This is a genomic window from Halomonas sp. SL1 (assembly GCF_003030865.2).
Lineage (GTDB): Bacteria > Pseudomonadota > Gammaproteobacteria > Pseudomonadales > Halomonadaceae > Halomonas > Halomonas halophila.
The window spans coordinates 29034-43672 of the sequence record NZ_PYUQ02000013.1 but is presented as its reverse complement, the minus strand read 5'-3'; the positions used below and the strand labels follow the sequence as shown (position 1 = coordinate 43672).

General features: G+C 68.4%; 12 protein-coding genes. 2 read left to right on the top strand and 10 right to left on the bottom strand.

Features of this window, described 5'->3' with window-relative positions; translation table 11 throughout:
• Nucleotides 1–153 precede the first annotated feature (153 nt).
• Both C9J49_RS08095 and fdhA read right to left on the bottom strand, forming a co-directional pair.
• Nucleotides 154–411 (bottom strand): hypothetical protein, encoded by a 258-nt coding sequence (locus C9J49_RS08095; RefSeq protein WP_107181555.1) that lies wholly within the window; start codon nt 409–411, stop codon nt 154–156.
• Nucleotides 412–600: 189 nt separating this feature from the next.
• Nucleotides 601–1794 (bottom strand): formaldehyde dehydrogenase, glutathione-independent, encoded by a 1194-nt coding sequence (gene fdhA, locus C9J49_RS08090; RefSeq protein WP_107181554.1) that lies wholly within the window; start codon nt 1792–1794, stop codon nt 601–603.
• Between the two features lie 243 nt (nt 1795–2037).
• Between fdhA and C9J49_RS08085 the strand changes: the two genes are divergently transcribed.
• Entirely contained in the window at nt 2038–3609 is a 1572-nt protein-coding gene (locus C9J49_RS08085; RefSeq protein WP_107181553.1) for a BCCT family transporter, read from the top strand.
• Between the two features lie 207 nt (nt 3610–3816).
• Nucleotides 3817–4332 carry an invasion associated locus B family protein gene (locus C9J49_RS08080; RefSeq protein WP_046078189.1) on the top strand — a complete coding sequence of 172 codons (516 nt, stop codon included), beginning with the start codon at nt 3817–3819 and terminating at the stop codon, nt 4330–4332.
• A gap of 81 nt (nt 4333–4413) precedes the next feature.
• Here the strand turns inward: C9J49_RS08080 and C9J49_RS08075 are convergent, their stop codons facing one another.
• The 8 genes from C9J49_RS08075 to C9J49_RS08040 form a co-directional block, all read right to left on the bottom strand.
• A complete protein-coding gene (locus C9J49_RS08075) occupies nt 4414–5217 on the bottom strand; it encodes an electron transfer flavoprotein subunit beta (RefSeq protein WP_107181552.1) in 804 nt (267 codons plus the stop codon).
• Nucleotides 5207–6475 (bottom strand): electron transfer flavoprotein subunit alpha/FixB family protein, encoded by a 1269-nt coding sequence (locus tag C9J49_RS08070; RefSeq protein WP_107181551.1) that lies wholly within the window; start codon nt 6473–6475, stop codon nt 5207–5209. Before C9J49_RS08070 ends, C9J49_RS08075 begins: the two co-directional genes overlap by 11 nt.
• On the bottom strand, nt 6475–8448 hold the full coding sequence (locus C9J49_RS08065; RefSeq protein WP_046078192.1) for a (Fe-S)-binding protein: 1974 nt from the start codon (nt 8446–8448) through the stop codon (nt 6475–6477). Before C9J49_RS08065 ends, C9J49_RS08070 begins: the two co-directional genes overlap by 1 nt.
• 214 nt (nt 8449–8662) lie before the next feature.
• Nucleotides 8663–10735 (bottom strand): dimethylglycine demethylation protein DgcA, encoded by a 2073-nt coding sequence (gene dgcA, locus C9J49_RS08060; RefSeq protein ID WP_046078193.1) that lies wholly within the window; start codon nt 10733–10735, stop codon nt 8663–8665.
• Nucleotides 10736–10748: 13 nt separating this feature from the next.
• The gene (locus C9J49_RS08055) at nt 10749–11306 is read right to left on the bottom strand and encodes a DUF5943 domain-containing protein (RefSeq protein WP_016853728.1); all 558 of its coding nucleotides are present in this window, start codon (nt 11304–11306) and stop codon (nt 10749–10751) included.
• Between the two features lie 146 nt (nt 11307–11452).
• Entirely contained in the window at nt 11453–12430 is a 978-nt protein-coding gene (locus C9J49_RS08050) for a dipeptidase (RefSeq protein ID WP_035597939.1), read from the bottom strand.
• A gap of 142 nt (nt 12431–12572) precedes the next feature.
• Nucleotides 12573–13274, bottom strand: coding sequence for a monofunctional biosynthetic peptidoglycan transglycosylase (gene mtgA, locus C9J49_RS08045; protein ID WP_107181550.1), 702 nt, complete (start codon nt 13272–13274; stop codon nt 12573–12575).
• 71 nt (nt 13275–13345) lie between these two features.
• Nucleotides 13346–14482 (bottom strand): GlxA family transcriptional regulator, encoded by a 1137-nt coding sequence (locus tag C9J49_RS08040; RefSeq protein WP_035597931.1) that lies wholly within the window; start codon nt 14480–14482, stop codon nt 13346–13348.
• Nucleotides 14483–14639 lie beyond the last annotated feature (157 nt).

The window sequence follows — 14639 nt, the reverse complement described above, 5'->3', positions numbered from 1 at the left end:
GTCGAGCGCGCCATCGCAAGGACCCGCCTCGGCGGGTCCTTTTTTATCGTCGCATCGAATGCCGTCGCGTCGGCCAGACACCAACGCGCCCCGCCCGGACATCCGGGCGGGGCGCGTGCGTTCGGCGACTCGAGAGTCCGGCGTCGAAGGCCCTCAGGCCGACTCACCCTCTCCGTTCGGCAGCTCCATCAGATGCTGCTCGATGGCCTCGCGCACCGCGGGCAGCATCACGTCGCTCTGGGCCATCAGCTCGCGGACCAGGGCCTCGAGCCCCGGCACGCCCACCTCGTCATGCTTGAGCCGCGCCAGATGGGCGCAGGTCTCGGGACTGGCATCCGCGGGGACATGAATGTCCAACGCCACCAGACGGTCGCGGAAATCATCCCCGTCGATCAGGTCGACGATCATCATGGTGGATTCCTCCTGTTCTTGATCTTCGGCTAGCCTCAAGATTGGCACCGCGCGACGTCGCCCGCAATGCCGGCGCTCCCCCAGGCGAAACCGCTCGCCACCGTTCACCCCCCCCCCTTCCAACGCATGACGGCGCCCCGAAGGGCGCCGTCATGAAGAGAGCCTGATGGCCTCTCATACCGCAACGTCTCAGGCCGCCACGCTGCCGTGCGGGTCCATGACGAATTTCTTGGCCGCCCCGCCATCGAAGTCGGCGTAGCCCTGCGGCGCCTCGTCCAGGCTGATCATCTGCACGTTGACCGCGTCGGCGATGTTGACCTTGCCGAACAGGATCGCCTGCATCAGCGGACGGTGATACTTCATCACCGGGCACTGGCCGGTGTGGAAGCTGTGCGACTTGGCCCAACCGAGGCCGAAGCGCATGCTCAGGCTGCCCTGCTGGGCGGCGGCGTCGGCAGAGCCCGGGTCCTCGGTCACGTACAGACCGGGGATGCCGATCTGGCCGCCGGCGCGGGTCACCGACATGGCGGAGTTCAGCACCGCGGCCGGCGCTTCCTGGCCGTGGTTGCAGCCGCAGGCGTGGGCCTCGAAGCCGACGCAGTCGACGAAGGCATCGACCTCGCGCTCGCCGAGGATGACCTCGATCTTGTCGGCCATGTCGCCGTCTTCGGTCAGGTCGATGGTCTCGCACCCGAAGCTGCGGGCCTGGGCCAGACGCTCCTCGATCATGTCGCCGACGATGACGCAGGCGGCACCCAGCAGCTGGGCGGAGACCGCGGCGGCCAGACCGACCGGACCGGCACCGGCGATGTAGACGGTGGAGCCCGGGCCGACGCCGGCGGTGACGCAGCCGTGGAAGCCGGTCGGGAAAATGTCGGACAGCAGCGTCAGGTCCTTGATCTTCTCCATGGCCTGATCGGCGTCCGGGAACTTCAGCAGGTTGAAGTCGGCGTAGGGGACCATGACGTATTCGGTCTGGCCGCCGACCCAGCCGCCCATGTCGACATAGCCGTAGGCCGCGCCCGGGCGTGACGGGTTGACGTTCAGGCAGATCCCGGTCTGGCCGGACTTGCAGTTGCGGCAGCGGCCACAGGCGATGTTGAACGGCACCGAGACCATGTCGCCCGGGCTCAGGAATTCGACGTCGCGACCGCACTCGACCACGATGCCGGTGATCTCGTGACCCAGCACCAGACCTTCCGGGGCGGTGGTACGACCGCGCACCATGTGCTGGTCGCTGCCACAGATGTTGGTGGTGACGACCTTGAGGATCACGCCGTGTTCGCACTTGCGATTGCCGAGGGCGAGTTCCGGGTAGGCGATGGACTCGACGGCGACCTGGCCCGGGCCCTTGTAGACGACTCCGCGGTTGTTTGAACTCATGTGGCTGGCTTCCTTCATGGTTTTTGTGGACTCACGGTACAAGACCGTCACCACGACCCTACCCCTCCTGCATGGCCGGAACGCTCCGCGAGCGGCCTCGCCATATCCATCCGCGACCCCCTTCGACCACATGCTGTCGACGCATAGCTGCAGGTCGCTTTCACGACACTCCTCGACCCGCCTCGGCGACAAGAATGATCGGCGCCGCCCGTGGCGGCACACAATAACAACCGAGGAATACGCATGACTCATGATGACGATCCTGTCCTGTCACCCGGGCAGGACAACAAGCAGTTACTGGGGCTGGATTTCCACAATCCCGTCTTCCCCCTCTCCGCCCTGGCCATTCTCGGCTTCATTCTCTACGCCCTGGTCTACCCCGACGCCGCCAACACCCAGCTGGGCGCGGCGCGCGGCTTCGCCATCGAGCACTTCGACTGGCTGTTCATGATCGCCGGCAACGTGTTCGTGGTGCTGTGCCTGGCGCTGATCGTGCTGCCGCTGGGGAGGATTCGCCTGGGCGGGGCCGACGCCCGCCCCGATCACTCGCTGGTGTCCTGGTTCAGCATGCTGTTCGCCGCCGGCATGGGCATCGGCCTGATGTTCTGGAGCGTGGCCGAGCCGGTCGCCTACTACACCGACTGGTACGGCACGCCCCTCGACGTCGCCGCCCGGACCCCGGAGGGCGCGACCGCCGCCATGGGCGCCACCATGTTCCACTGGGGCCTGCACCCCTGGGCGATCTACGGCGTGGTCGGCCTGTCGCTGGCTTTCTTCGCCTACAACCGCGGCCTGCCACTGACCCTGCGCTCGGCCTTCACGCCGCTGCTGGGCGAACACACCCGCGGCTGGATCGGCCATCTGGTGGACATCCTGGCGGTACTGGCCACCATCTTCGGCCTGGCCACCTCGCTGGGCTTCGGCGCCTCCCAGGCCGCCGGCGGTCTCAACTACCTGTTCGACGTGCCCAATACCCTGGGCACCCAGATCGCCATCATCGTGGCGGTCACCGCCGTGGCACTGTTCTCCGTGTGGCGCGGCATCGACGGCGGGGTCAAGCTGTTTTCCAACATCAACATGGTGATCGCCCTGCTGCTGCTGCTGTTCGTGGTGATCACCGGCTCCACCATGCTGTTCGTCAACGGCCTGTGGGACACCAGCGTGGCCTACCTGACTCACCTGGTACCGCTGTCCAACTGGGTCGGCCGCGAGGATGACACCTGGTTCCACGGCTGGACGGTGTTCTACTGGGCCTGGTGGATCTCCTGGTCGCCGTTCGTCGGCATGTTCATCGCCCGCGTCTCCCGCGGCCGCACCGTGCGCGAGTTCCTGATGGCGGTGCTGCTGGTCCCGACGCTGGTGACGATCGTGTGGATGAGCGCCTTCGGCGGCAACGCCCTGGCCCAGGCCGCCGGCGGCGTCGGTGCGCTGTCCGATGGCATCGGCGAGGTCTCGCTGGCAATGTTCCAGATGCTCGAGCACCTGCCGCTGACCACCCTGACCTCGACCATGGCCATCGTGCTGGTGCTGGTGTTCTTCATCACCTCCTCCGATTCGGGCTCGCTGGTGATCGACAACATCACCGCCGGCGGCAAGGTCGACGCCCCGCGCACCCAGCGGGTGTTCTGGGCCACCCTGGAAGGCGTGATCGCCGGCGTGCTGCTCTACGGCGGCGGTGACAAGGCCCTGGGCGCCCTCCAGGCCGGCGCCGTGGCCACCGGCCTGCCCTTCACCCTGGTGCTGCTGGTGATGGCCGTGGGGCTGGTCAAGAGCCTGCGCGAGGAACACGCCCTGGGCCTCGCCCGGACCGCCTGACCCCTCGCTGAACGACACCGACGCCCCCGGCCGGGACTTCCCGCCGGGGGCGTCGGCGTTCCTGCTTACCGTTTCCCCGTTGCGGCCCCGCGGGGGCTCGACCTTGCCGCCGGTTACGGGCATGGTGGTAGCACCATGCCCGGGCACCGCTCGGCGTCCGGGGCCACGAGCGTCAAACCGTCTCAACCGTCAGGAGAAAGAACCCCAATGTCCAAACGACTCGTGTCGGGCCTGATCGGCCTGCTGTGCCTGCTGCCGCTGGCGTCTTCGGCCCTCGCCCAGACCAGCATGTCCGGCCAGGGCGGCAACTTCGAGAGCGAGCAGTACCAGAGCTGGGAAGTGCGCTGCCCCACCGACGCCCAGAGCGGCCCGTGCAGCATGACCCAACTGGTCACCAACCCGGACGACGACCAGCCGGTGATGCGCGTGATCATCGCCCAGCCGCCCCAGGCCGAAGTGCCGATCATGACCTTCCTGCTGCCGCTGGGCGTGCGCCTGGCGCCGGGCCTGCAGCTGAGCGTGGACGGCGGCGAAGGCGTGCCCTTCCCCTATCAGGTCTGCGACCAGCCGGGCTGCCGCGCCGACCTGCCGCTGGAACCGTCGCTGATGCAGCAGCTGCGCGGCGGCAGCAACGCCACCCTGAGCCTGATCGACCCGCGCGGCAGTCGCCGCGATCTGAACATCTCGCTGATGGGCTTCACCAGCGCCAGCCAGCAGATCTGAGTCGCGCGCTCCGCGCCACGTAAAAAGCCCCGGTCGGTGACCGGGGCTTTTTGCTTTGGTACCTGGCGAGAGACGCTGCGGCTAGCGCAGCACGCCCTCTTCCTTCAACAGCTTGAGGATCGCTTCCGCGCCTTCCTCCGCGGTCACGTCGGTGAGCACCTGGCCACCGCCGCCCTCGGCCTTGGCGGCCGCGGCCTTGAAGCGGTCGCGGGCCGAGGCGGCCTTGACGATCTTCAGGCGCTTGGGCCGCTTGCGGGCCGGCTGGGTCTCCCAGCTCGCCCAGGCCTCGTCCACGGTCACGCTGCCGGGCACCGCGGCCAGGTGGCCACGACGGGCCGGGCCGTAGGCGCTCTGACGCGGCGCCGGGGCCGCGCCATCGACCGTGACGATGGCCGGCAGGCGCACCTTGAGCCGGCGACGCTGGCCGCGCGGCAGCGCCTGCAGCAGGGTCGCGACGCCGTTCTCGACGCTCTCCACCGCCGCCAGGCCGCTGACCACCGGCCAGCCCAGGCGCTCGGCGAGCAGGTAGGGCAGCAGGCCGGAGCCTTCGCCCTGCTCGGCGCGCTCGCCGGTGATGACCAGCTGCGGCGGCGCCGCATCGAGCGCCTCGGCGAGCGCGGGCAGCACGTCGGTGCCCTCGGGCTGCTCGACCAGGGTCAGGGCATCGAAGCCCATGCCCAGGTAGCCGCGCAGGGCCGGCTCGCTGTCCGCCTCCTTGCCGCCGGCATGCAGCAGCTGGACACTGGCGTCGGCCACGCCGCGGGCCAGCTCCACCGCCCGGGCGTCCTGGTCGGCGCGGCGCGCGCGACCGGTGACGGGGTGACGCCCCACGGAGACCAGCACGGTGATCTCCAGCGAGGCATCGGCTTGGGCTTCAGGCCGCATCGCGCTTCTCCTCTCGTTGCTGCTTGACCATGGCCACCAGCGAGCCGAGTACCTCGGCCGAATCGCCGATGACCGCCAGATCGGCGCGCTTGATCATGTCGCAGCCGGGGTCCATGTTGATCGCCACCACCTTGTCGCAGGTCTGGATCCCCTGCAGGTGCTGGATGGCGCCGCTGATGCCGACCGCCACGTAGACCCGGGCGGTGACCCAGGTACCGGTGGCCCCGACCTGGCGATCGCGCGCCATGAAGCCGTCATCCACGGCGACACGAGATGCCCCTTCCGTGGCGCCGAGCACCTCGGCGGCGGTGTGGAAGCCATCCCAGTCGCGGATGCCGTTGCCGGCGGAAAGGATGAACTCGGCCTCGGCCAGCGCCACGCCCGACGGGTCCACCGGCACCTGGCCCAGATCCTCGATGCGCGAGATCGGCGACGGCAGCTCCTGGGGCAGGCTCAGCGCCTCGGCGGCGTGACGGTTGTCGTCGACCGGCTCGGCGCATTCCTCGAGCGCCAGGGTGATGCGCGGCAGCGGCCGCTGGATGTCGATGGTGGCCGCCGCGCCGCGGGCGGTGCACTGCCAGCCCAGTTCGGCATCGGCGTCGGGCTCGAGCTGCCACACGCCGGTGGCGGGGCGCTCGCCGAGACGCGCCGCCAGGCGGCGGCCCAGATCGGCGCCGCCGAGCTTGGAGTCCGGCACCAGCCAGTGGCGCGGCGTCCAGGCCTCCTCCACCGCCAGCAGCGCGCCGAGGCGGGCCTCCGGGGCGAAGCCGTCGAAGCGGGGATCGTCGAGGGTCAGCAGGCGGTCGACGCCGGCTTCGCCGAAGCCGTCTTCCTTGTGCTCGCCGTAGACCACCGCCAGCACCGCACCCCGGGCATCCGGGTCGGCGTCGGCCAGCTGCCGTGCCAGGCCCAGCAGGTCACGGTCATGGCCGGAGAGGCGGCCGCCGGCCATGTCCGGCACCACCGCCACCAGGAAGGCCGGCGATTCGATCTCGACCAGCGGCTTGCTCTGGGCGGTCGTCTTGGCGGCTCCGCCGCCGCCGGCACCCTGCTGGACGCCGCTGCGGTCGATGCGCTTGAGGCCATTGGGGCCCATGAAGCCCACCGCGTGCGGATTGCGGCGGACGATGCCCGCGGGTCCCACCCACTCGCTGGCCGCGCCCTGGCCGAGCTCGGCCAGGACTTCCAGATGCTGCGGGTGCAGCCGGTTACGGGCGATCCAATCCTTGCGCGGATCGCGACGGACGATATCGCTCATCACGCCACCTCCACGGCCTGGGGCCGATTCGATGATTGCTGGGCCGCGCCGGAGGACGCCTCGGGCGCCTCGGTCAGCGCGTTGGCGACCAGTTCGGCAATGTCACGCACCTCGGCGGTGGCATCGACCACGCCCTCAAGCATCGCGGTGCACTGCGGGCAGCCCACGGCCACCAGCTCGGCGCCGGTCTCGCCCACGTCGTTCATGCGCATGTCGGGAATCCGGCGCTCACCGGGGATGTCGGTGATCGGCGCACCGCCGCCACCACCGCAGCAGCGGGAGCGGAAGCCGGAGCGCTCCATCTCGGCGACTTCGATGCCGAGCGCCTTGAGCACGTTGCGCGGGGCCTCGTACTCGCCGTTGTAGCGGCCCAGGTAGCAGGGATCGTGATAGGTCACGCCGCCGCCCTTCCAGGGCTTGAAGTGCAGGCGACCGGCCTCGTACAGCTCGGCGATGTAGGTGCTGTGGTGCCGCACCTCGTAGTGACCACCCAGCTCGCCGTACTCGTTGCCGAGCACGTGGAAGCTGTGCGGGTCACAGGTGACGATGCGCTGGAAGCGGTACTTCGACAGGGTGGCGATGTTGCGCTTCGCCAGGCTCTGGAAGGTCGCTTCATCGCCCAGGCGCCGGGCCACGTCGCCGCTGTCGCGCTCCTCGTTGCCGAGCACCGCGAAGTCGACGTCGGCGGCGCGCAGCACCTTGACCAGCGAGCGCAGGGTGCGCTGGTTGCGCATGTCGTAGGCGCCGTCGCCCAGCCACAGCAGCACCTCGGCCTCGCCGCGATCCGCCATCAGCGGCAGCTCGAGGTCGGCGGCCCAGTGCATGCGGGCGTCGGGGGCGAAGCCACCCGGGTTGTCGGTGGCGATCAGGTTGTCGAGCACCTCGGGCCCCTTGTTGGGGGTATTGCCGTGCTCGAGGGTCAGGAAGCGCCGCATGTCGACGATGGCATCGACGTGCTCGATCATCATCGGGCACTCCTCGACGCAGGCGCGGCAGGTGGTGCAGGACCACAGGGTCTCGGCATCCACCAGGGCCTTGCCCTCGCGGGCCACGATCGGGCCGTGAGGCGTGCCTTGATGCTCGCCCACCGGCTGGCCCGGATAGGGGCTGCCGGCATAGTGGGCATCGCTGCCGCCGGCCATGCCGACGACCATGTCCTGGATCAGCTTCTTGGGATTGAGCGGCTGGCCGGCGGCGAAGGCCGGACACATGGCCTCGCAGCGGCCGCACTGCACGCAGGCGTCGAAGCCGAGCAGCTGGTTCCAGGTGAAGTCGCTGGGCTTCTCGACGCCCAGGGTGGCGTTCTCGTCGTCCAGGTTCAGGGCCTTGAGGCCGGTGGAACGGTTGCCCTCGCCGAAGCGCTCGGCGCGACGGTGGAAGGCCAGATGCAGGGCGCCGGCGAAGGCGTGCTTCATCGGCCCGCCCCAGGCCATGCCGAAGACCATCTCGCCCAGGCCCCAGACCAGCACGGCGGACAGCGCCAGCGCCAGCACCCAGCTGCCGAAGTCCTCGGGCAGCAGGCCCACGGCGGGCAGGGTGATGGCGAAGACGCTCAGCGAGAAGGCCATCAGGCTCTTGGGCAGGCGCATCCACGGGCCCTTGGAGAGCCGGGACGGTGGATTGCGGCGGCGGCGAGCCACGAAGCAGCTGCCGACGAACATGGTGGCACTGGCGGCCAGCAGCACCCAGCCGAGCACGCCCTGGGCCAGGCCCAGGCCGTGCACCAGGACCATCAGCACCGCCGCGGCGACGAAGCCGCCGGCGGTGGCCACGTGGGTGTTGGACATGACCTTGTCGCGGGCGACCACGTGGTGCAGGTCGACCAGGTAGCGCCTCGGCACGGAGGCCAGCCCCTTGACCAGCGGCACGGGTGAGGGACGCCCCTGGCGCCACAGGCGCACGCGCCGGACGACGCCGATCGCCGCCAGGCCCAGCGCGGCGAAGATCAGGATCGGCAATAGGATATCGAGCATGACGCTCACCTCATATCGAGAGCCGTAGCTTTAAGCTGTCAGCGGAAGTGATCCACACGGGCGGGGAACCCGGGCCGGCAACCGGCGGAGGGCTCGACAACGGCGCGGGGGCCCGAGGGCCGTTCCGCGCCGTGACCGAGGGTGTTCGACCGAGGCCCGGTGCGGCCGCGAGGCCTGCACCGAGCCCTCCCCTTCCGTGGTTCCCCGGGCGCCGTCAGAAGTCCTTGCAGAGGCGCAGGGCGTCGTAGATCGCGGCATGGGTGTTGCGCGGCGCGGTGCAGTCGCCCAGACGGAACAGCAGGAAGCCGTCGCCGTCCTCGCTCAGGCAGGGCTGCGGCTTGATGTCGTACAGCGCCTCGAGATCCACCTGGCCCTTGTTGCGCGACTCCTGCTTGAGCGCGTAGTAGAGGTCCTCGTCCGGACGCACGCCGTTCTCGACCACGATCTGATCGACCACGCGCTCCTCCTGCTGGCCGGTGTACTCGTTCTCGAGCACCGCCACCAGGGAATCGCCCTCGCGATAGACCTTATGCAGCATCAGGTCGGAGGTCATGATCACCTCCTTCTCGTAGAGGCTGCGGTAGTAGGTCGGGAAGGTGGTGCCGCCGACCGCCGCACCGGGCTTGATGTCGTCGGTGACGATCTCGACCTTGGCGCCCTTGTCGGCCAGGTAGTCGGCCGCGGACATGCCGGCGAACTCGCACAGGGCGTCGTAGATCAGCACGTTCTTGCCCGGCTCGACCTTGCCGTTGAGCACGTCCCAGGTGCTGACGATCAGGCTCTCCTCGGGATTCTCGGAGTAGCCCCACTCGGGGTACTGGTCCAGGTACGGCTGACCGCCGGTGGCCAGCACCACGATGTCGGCCTTGAGGTCCTTGATGGTGGCCTCGTCGGCATAGGTGCCGAGACGCTGGTCGACGTTGAGGCGGGCCAGCTCGAGCTGGTACCAGCGGGTGATGCCGGCGATCTGGTCGCGCTGCGGCGCCTTGGCGGCGGTGGTGATCTGCCCGCCGATGGCCTCGGAGGCCTCGAACAGGGTCACGTCATGGCCACGCTCGGCGGCCACGCGGGCCGCTTCCATGCCGCCTGGGCCACCGCCGACCACCACGACCTTGCGCTTCTTGCCTTCGGTCTGCTCGATGATGTGCGGCAGGCCCATGTACTCGCGGGAGGTCGCGGCGTTCTGGATGCACAGCACGTCCAGACCTTGGTACTGGCGGTCGATGCAGTAGTTGGCGCCGACGCACTGCTTGATCTGGTCGACCTGATCCATCTTGATCTTGGTGATCAGGTGCGGATCGGCGATGTGCGCGCGGGTCATGCCCACCAGGTCCACGTAGCCACCCTCGAGGATGCGGCTGGCCTGGTTCGGGTCCTTGATGTTCTGGGCGTGGATCACCGGCTTGGAGACCACTTCCTTGATGCCCGCCGCCAGGTGCAGGAACGGCTCCGGCGGGAAGGACATGTTGGGGATGACGTTGGCCAGGGTATCGTGGGTGTCGCAGCCCGAGCCGACCACGCCGAAGAAGTCCACCTGGCCGGTGGCATCGTAGTAGGCGGCGATCTGCTTCATGTCGTCGTGCGACAGGCCGTCCGGGTGGAACTCGTCGCCGCAGATGCGCAGACCGACCGTGAAGTCGTCGCCGACCTCGGCGCGCACGGCCTTGAGCACTTCCATGCCGAAGCGCATGCGGTTCTCGAAGCTGCCGCCCCACTGGTCGGTCCGCTTGTTGACGCGCGGGCTCCAGAACTGGTCGATCAGGTGCTGGTGCACGGCGGACAGCTCGACGCCGTCCAGGCCGCCTTCCTTCGCCCGGCGTGCGGCCTGGGCGAAGTCACCGATGATGCGCCAGATCTCCTCCTCCTCGATGGTCTTGCAGGTGGAGCGGTGCACCGGCTCGCGGATGCCGGACGGCGACAGCAGGGTCGACCAGTTGAAGCCATCCCAGCGCGAGCGACGACCCATGTGGGTGATCTGGATCATGATCTTGCCGCCGTGCTTGTGCACGGCGTCGGCCAGATTCTGGAAGTGCGGAATGATGCGGTCGGTGGCCAGGTTCACCGAGCTCCACCAGGCCTGCGGGCTGTCGATGGAGACCACCGAGGAGCCGCCGCAGATGCACAGGCCGCAGCCGCCCTTGGCCTTCTCTTCGTAGTACTTGACGTAGCGGTCGGTGGTCATGCCGCCGTCGGTCGCGTAGACCTCGGCGTGGGCGGTGCTGACCACGCGGTTGCGAATGGTGAGGTTGCCGATCTCGATCGGCTGGAAGATCGCGTCGAATGCCATGGGTGATGCCTCCTCAGCCCTGTGCGTTGTTCGAGATGTCGGCGATCGGACGGGTCACGAAGACGCCGACGTCGCAGCCTTCTTCGGCGCCGCTCTGGGTCTGCTCGGCGACGGTGCGCAGATCGCTGCCGCGGGCGGCGAGGATCTGGTCCATGGCGCCGGCGAACCAGCCGGTGAACATGTATTCGATCTTCCGGCCGACCTTGCCCATCTGATAGACGAAGGCGCTGTGCTCGAGGCGCACGCGGCAGGTACCGGCGTCTAGGTCGATGTCCTCGGTGATGAACAGCCCCCAGCCGCGCTGGGAGAGGCGCTTCATGTAGTGTTCGAAGACGTCGACGCCCTCGAGGCCGTGGCATTCGGCCTCCTTCTCGCACCAGTGCCAGGCGCTCTTGTAGCCGGCATCGTAGAGGATCTCGGCGTACTTCTCGGCGCCCAGGGCCTCTTCCACGGCGACGTGGTTGTTGATGAAGAAGTGACGCGGCACGTACAGCATCGGCAGGGCGTCGGTGGTCCAGATGCCGGTATCGGCATCCACTTCGATCGGCAGTTCAGGGGCCATCTTGGTCACGATCTTATTCCTCGAATCTTGCTGATTATTATCGGGCTTCAATGGGCTCGCAGGCGCGGCTTCGGGCGTTGTTGGCTGTTGGCAAGCGGCGTCGAGCGGCAGTGACATTCACGGATGGCGCCGGGCCGCGGCCCGGCGCGGAGGGCTCACTCGCCCCAGACGTCCTTCAGGACATTGACCCAGTTCTCACCCATGATCTTGCGCACCTGGCGCTCGCTCAGGCCGCGCTTCAGCAGCGCCTCGGTGAGGTTGGGGAATTCGCCGATGGTGCGAATGCCCTCGGGGTTGATGATCTTGCCGAAGTTGGTCAGGCGACGGGCGTAGCCCTTGTCGTGGGTCAGCCACTCGAAGAACTGCTTGTCGTGACCCTGAGTGAAGTCGGTGCCGATGCCGATGGCATCCTCGCCGACGATGTTCATCACGTACTCGATGGCCTCGACGTAGTCGTCGACGGTGGCGTCGACGCCGGCACGGAGGAAGGGCGTGAACATGGTCACGCCGACGAAGCCGCCGTTGTCGGCGATGAACTTGAGCTCTTCGTCGGACTTGTTGCGCGGATGTTCCTTGAGGCCGGACGGCAGGCAGTGGGAGTAGCAGACCGGCTTCTCGGACGCCTCGATCACCTCGCGGGAGGTGTTCTCGCCGACGTGGGAGAGGTCGCACATGATGCCGACGCGGTTCATCTCGGCGACGATCTCGCGGCCGAAGCCGGACAGGCCGCCGTCACGCTCGTAGCAGCCGGTGCCGACCAGGTTCTGGGTGTTGTAGCACATCTGCACGATGCCCACGCCGAGCTTCTTGAAGATCTCGACGTAGCCGATCTGGTCCTCGAACGCATGGGCGTTCTGGAAGCCGTAGATGATGCCGGTCTTGCCCTCTTCCTTGGCCCGGGTGATATCCGCGGTGGTGCGCACCGGACGCACCAGGTCGCTGGACTCGGCCATCAGGGCGTCGGTCTTGACGATGTTGTCGACGGTGGCCTGGAAGCCTTCCCAGACGGACACGGTGCAGTTGGCGGCAGTCAGGCCGCCCTTGCGCATGTCCTCGAACAGCTCGCGGTTCCACTTGGCGATAACGAGACCATCGATAACGATGGCGTCCTGGTGCAGCTCGGAAGGGGTCATGGCGGGGGGCTCCGTGGTAGCGCATGGTCACGCCGGCAGCATATCCCCCGCCCTGCGGGCCCCGGCGCCTGGAAACGACCGGGAAAATTCCAAAAGCGTCACGCCCGTCGCGATCGCGACACGCCGGGAAATCGGTGTCGCGTCAGAGACGCTCGAGGTAGGCGGCACCGCCGAGATTGCGCATCTGCCCGCGGATCCAGGCGCTGCGCTGCAACACGTAGCCGCTGGGGCGCGAGGCATTCCAGCCACGGGGATTGGGCAGGATGGCGGCCAGCCGGCTGGCCTGGGCATTGCTCAGACGCGACGCCGGTACGCCGAAGTAATGGCGGGAGGCGGCCTCGAGACCGAAGACTCCGTCGTCCCACTCGGCGATATTGAGATAGACCTCGAGAATGCGCTCCTTGGGCCAGAGCGTCTCGATCAGCAGGGTGAACCAGGCCTCCAGGCCCTTGCGCACCCAGCTGCGGCCGGTCCACAGGAAGAGGTTCTTGGCGGTCTGCTGGCTGAGGGTGCTGGCGCCGCGCAGGTCGCCGCCGTTGAGGCTGGCCTCGATGGCGCGGCGCAGCTCGACCAGGTCGAAGCCGTGATGCTCGGGGAAGCGCTGGTCTTCGGCGGCGATCACCGCCAGCTTGGCGCTGTCGGGCAGCTGGCTCCACGGGCGCCAGTCCTGGCGGATCTCCAGCGAATCGCCGTCGCGCCAGGCCTGTACCTTGCGCTCGAGCATCACCATGGAGCCGCCCACCGGCACCACCCGGAACATCAGCACCGCCAGCACGCTCAGCCCGATCCCGCCGAGCAGCGCGAGCCCCAGGGCCCGCGCCAGCCATCGCCATCCGTTTCGCATCGACCTCCGCCCGGCACTTCGTCAGGGGCGCACTCCCCGAGGATGGGGATGCGCCCTCCCGGCGCCAGGCGCTAACTCAGCCTGACGCTGGCATAGGTCGGCTCCCCCCGGGCCTGGTCCAGGGCGCTCATGGCCGCGGACACCGGCGTGTCGGGCACCGACTCGAAAGAGGCGGACTGTAGCATGACGGCGGCATCCTGGCCCAGCTGCACCGGCACCAGGTCCACAGCGCTGGAGCCCAGACGTTCGTCGCGGGGCGGAATGCCGAAGTACTCGCGGTAGCACTTGGAGAAGTGCGGCGTGGAGACGAAGCCGCAGGCCGAGGCCACCTCGATGATCGACATCGGCGTCTGCTTGAGCAGCTGCCGGGCCCGGGTCAGACGCAGCTTGAGGTAGTAGCGCGACGGCGAGCAGTGCAGGTTCTTCTGGAACAGCCGCTCCAGCTGGCGCCGCGACACGTTCACGTAGCCGGCCAGCTCGTCGAGGCTGATCGGCTCCTCGAGGTTGGCCTCCATCAGCGCGACGATCTCCAGCAGCCGCGGCTGGGTGGTCCCCAGCACGTGCTTGAGCGGCACCCGCTGCTGGTCCTGCTCGTTGCGCACGCGGTCGTAGATGAACATCTCGGAGATGCCGGCGGCCAGCTCGCGGCCGTGGTCGCGGCCGATCAGGGTCAGCATCATGTCCATCGGCGCCGTGCCGCCCGAGGCGGTGGCCCGGTCGCGGTCGATGGAGAACAGCCGCGTGGTCAGCGAGACCTTGGGGAAAGCCTCCTGCATGGCGGCCAGGCATTCCCAGTGCACGCTGGCCTCGAAGCCGTCGAGCAGCCCGGCGCGGGCCAGGGCCCAGGAACCGGTGCAGACGGCGCCCAGGCGGCGCGAATGGCGTGCCTCGGACTGCAGCCAGGCGACGTGCTCGCGCTGCACGCTGCGCTGCGGGCCCACGCCGCCGCAGACGATCACCATGTCCAGCGCCAGCGGCACGGTGGTGGAGGCGTCGGGGGTGATCTGCAGGCCGTCGCTGGCACGCACCGGGCCGCCATCGAGGGTCAGGGTGTACCAGCGATAGAGCTCGCGCCCGGCCAGCTGATTGGCCATGCGCAGGGGTTCGATGGCCGAGGCCAGCGAGATGAGAGTGAAGTTATCCAGCAACAGGAAGCCGAGCGTCTGGGGCCCGGCGGCATGACGCGAGGTCTGAGGAGCGCTTGTCATCGTCCATACTCCAGCACGGTGGTGTTGTCATCGTTATTGACGAGTCAGGCAGGGGCATTTGCCCTGGAGGCCCGCCTGTCGCGGACAGGCATGCACGCTTCGAAATTTACCGGCTGTGTCGTTTTCTGGCATGTCAAATTTGCCTATCGGGAGGCGT

Excerpts from the sequence above, each read along its gene's own strand:
- C9J49_RS08040 (WP_035597931.1), bottom strand. The coding sequence starts at position 14,482 with ATGACAAGCGCTCCTCAGACCTCGCGTCATGCCGCCGGGCCCCAGACG.
- dgcA (WP_046078193.1), bottom strand. The coding sequence starts at position 10,735 with ATGGCATTCGACGCGATCTTCCAGCCGATCGAGATCGGCAACCTCACC.
- C9J49_RS08085 (WP_107181553.1), top strand. The coding sequence starts at position 2,038 with ATGACTCATGATGACGATCCTGTCCTGTCACCCGGGCAGGACAACAAG.
- fdhA (WP_107181554.1), bottom strand. The coding sequence starts at position 1,794 with ATGAGTTCAAACAACCGCGGAGTCGTCTACAAGGGCCCGGGCCAGGTC.
- C9J49_RS08075 (WP_107181552.1), bottom strand. The coding sequence starts at position 5,217 with ATGCGGCCTGAAGCCCAAGCCGATGCCTCGCTGGAGATCACCGTGCTG.
- C9J49_RS08095 (WP_107181555.1), bottom strand. The coding sequence starts at position 411 with ATGATGATCGTCGACCTGATCGACGGGGATGATTTCCGCGACCGTCTG.
- mtgA (WP_107181550.1), bottom strand. The coding sequence starts at position 13,274 with ATGCGAAACGGATGGCGATGGCTGGCGCGGGCCCTGGGGCTCGCGCTG.
- C9J49_RS08065 (WP_046078192.1), bottom strand. The coding sequence starts at position 8,448 with ATGCTCGATATCCTATTGCCGATCCTGATCTTCGCCGCGCTGGGCCTG.
- C9J49_RS08080 (WP_046078189.1), top strand. The coding sequence starts at position 3,817 with ATGTCCAAACGACTCGTGTCGGGCCTGATCGGCCTGCTGTGCCTGCTG.
- C9J49_RS08070 (WP_107181551.1), bottom strand. The coding sequence starts at position 6,475 with ATGAGCGATATCGTCCGTCGCGATCCGCGCAAGGATTGGATCGCCCGT.
- C9J49_RS08050 (WP_035597939.1), bottom strand. The coding sequence starts at position 12,430 with ATGACCCCTTCCGAGCTGCACCAGGACGCCATCGTTATCGATGGTCTC.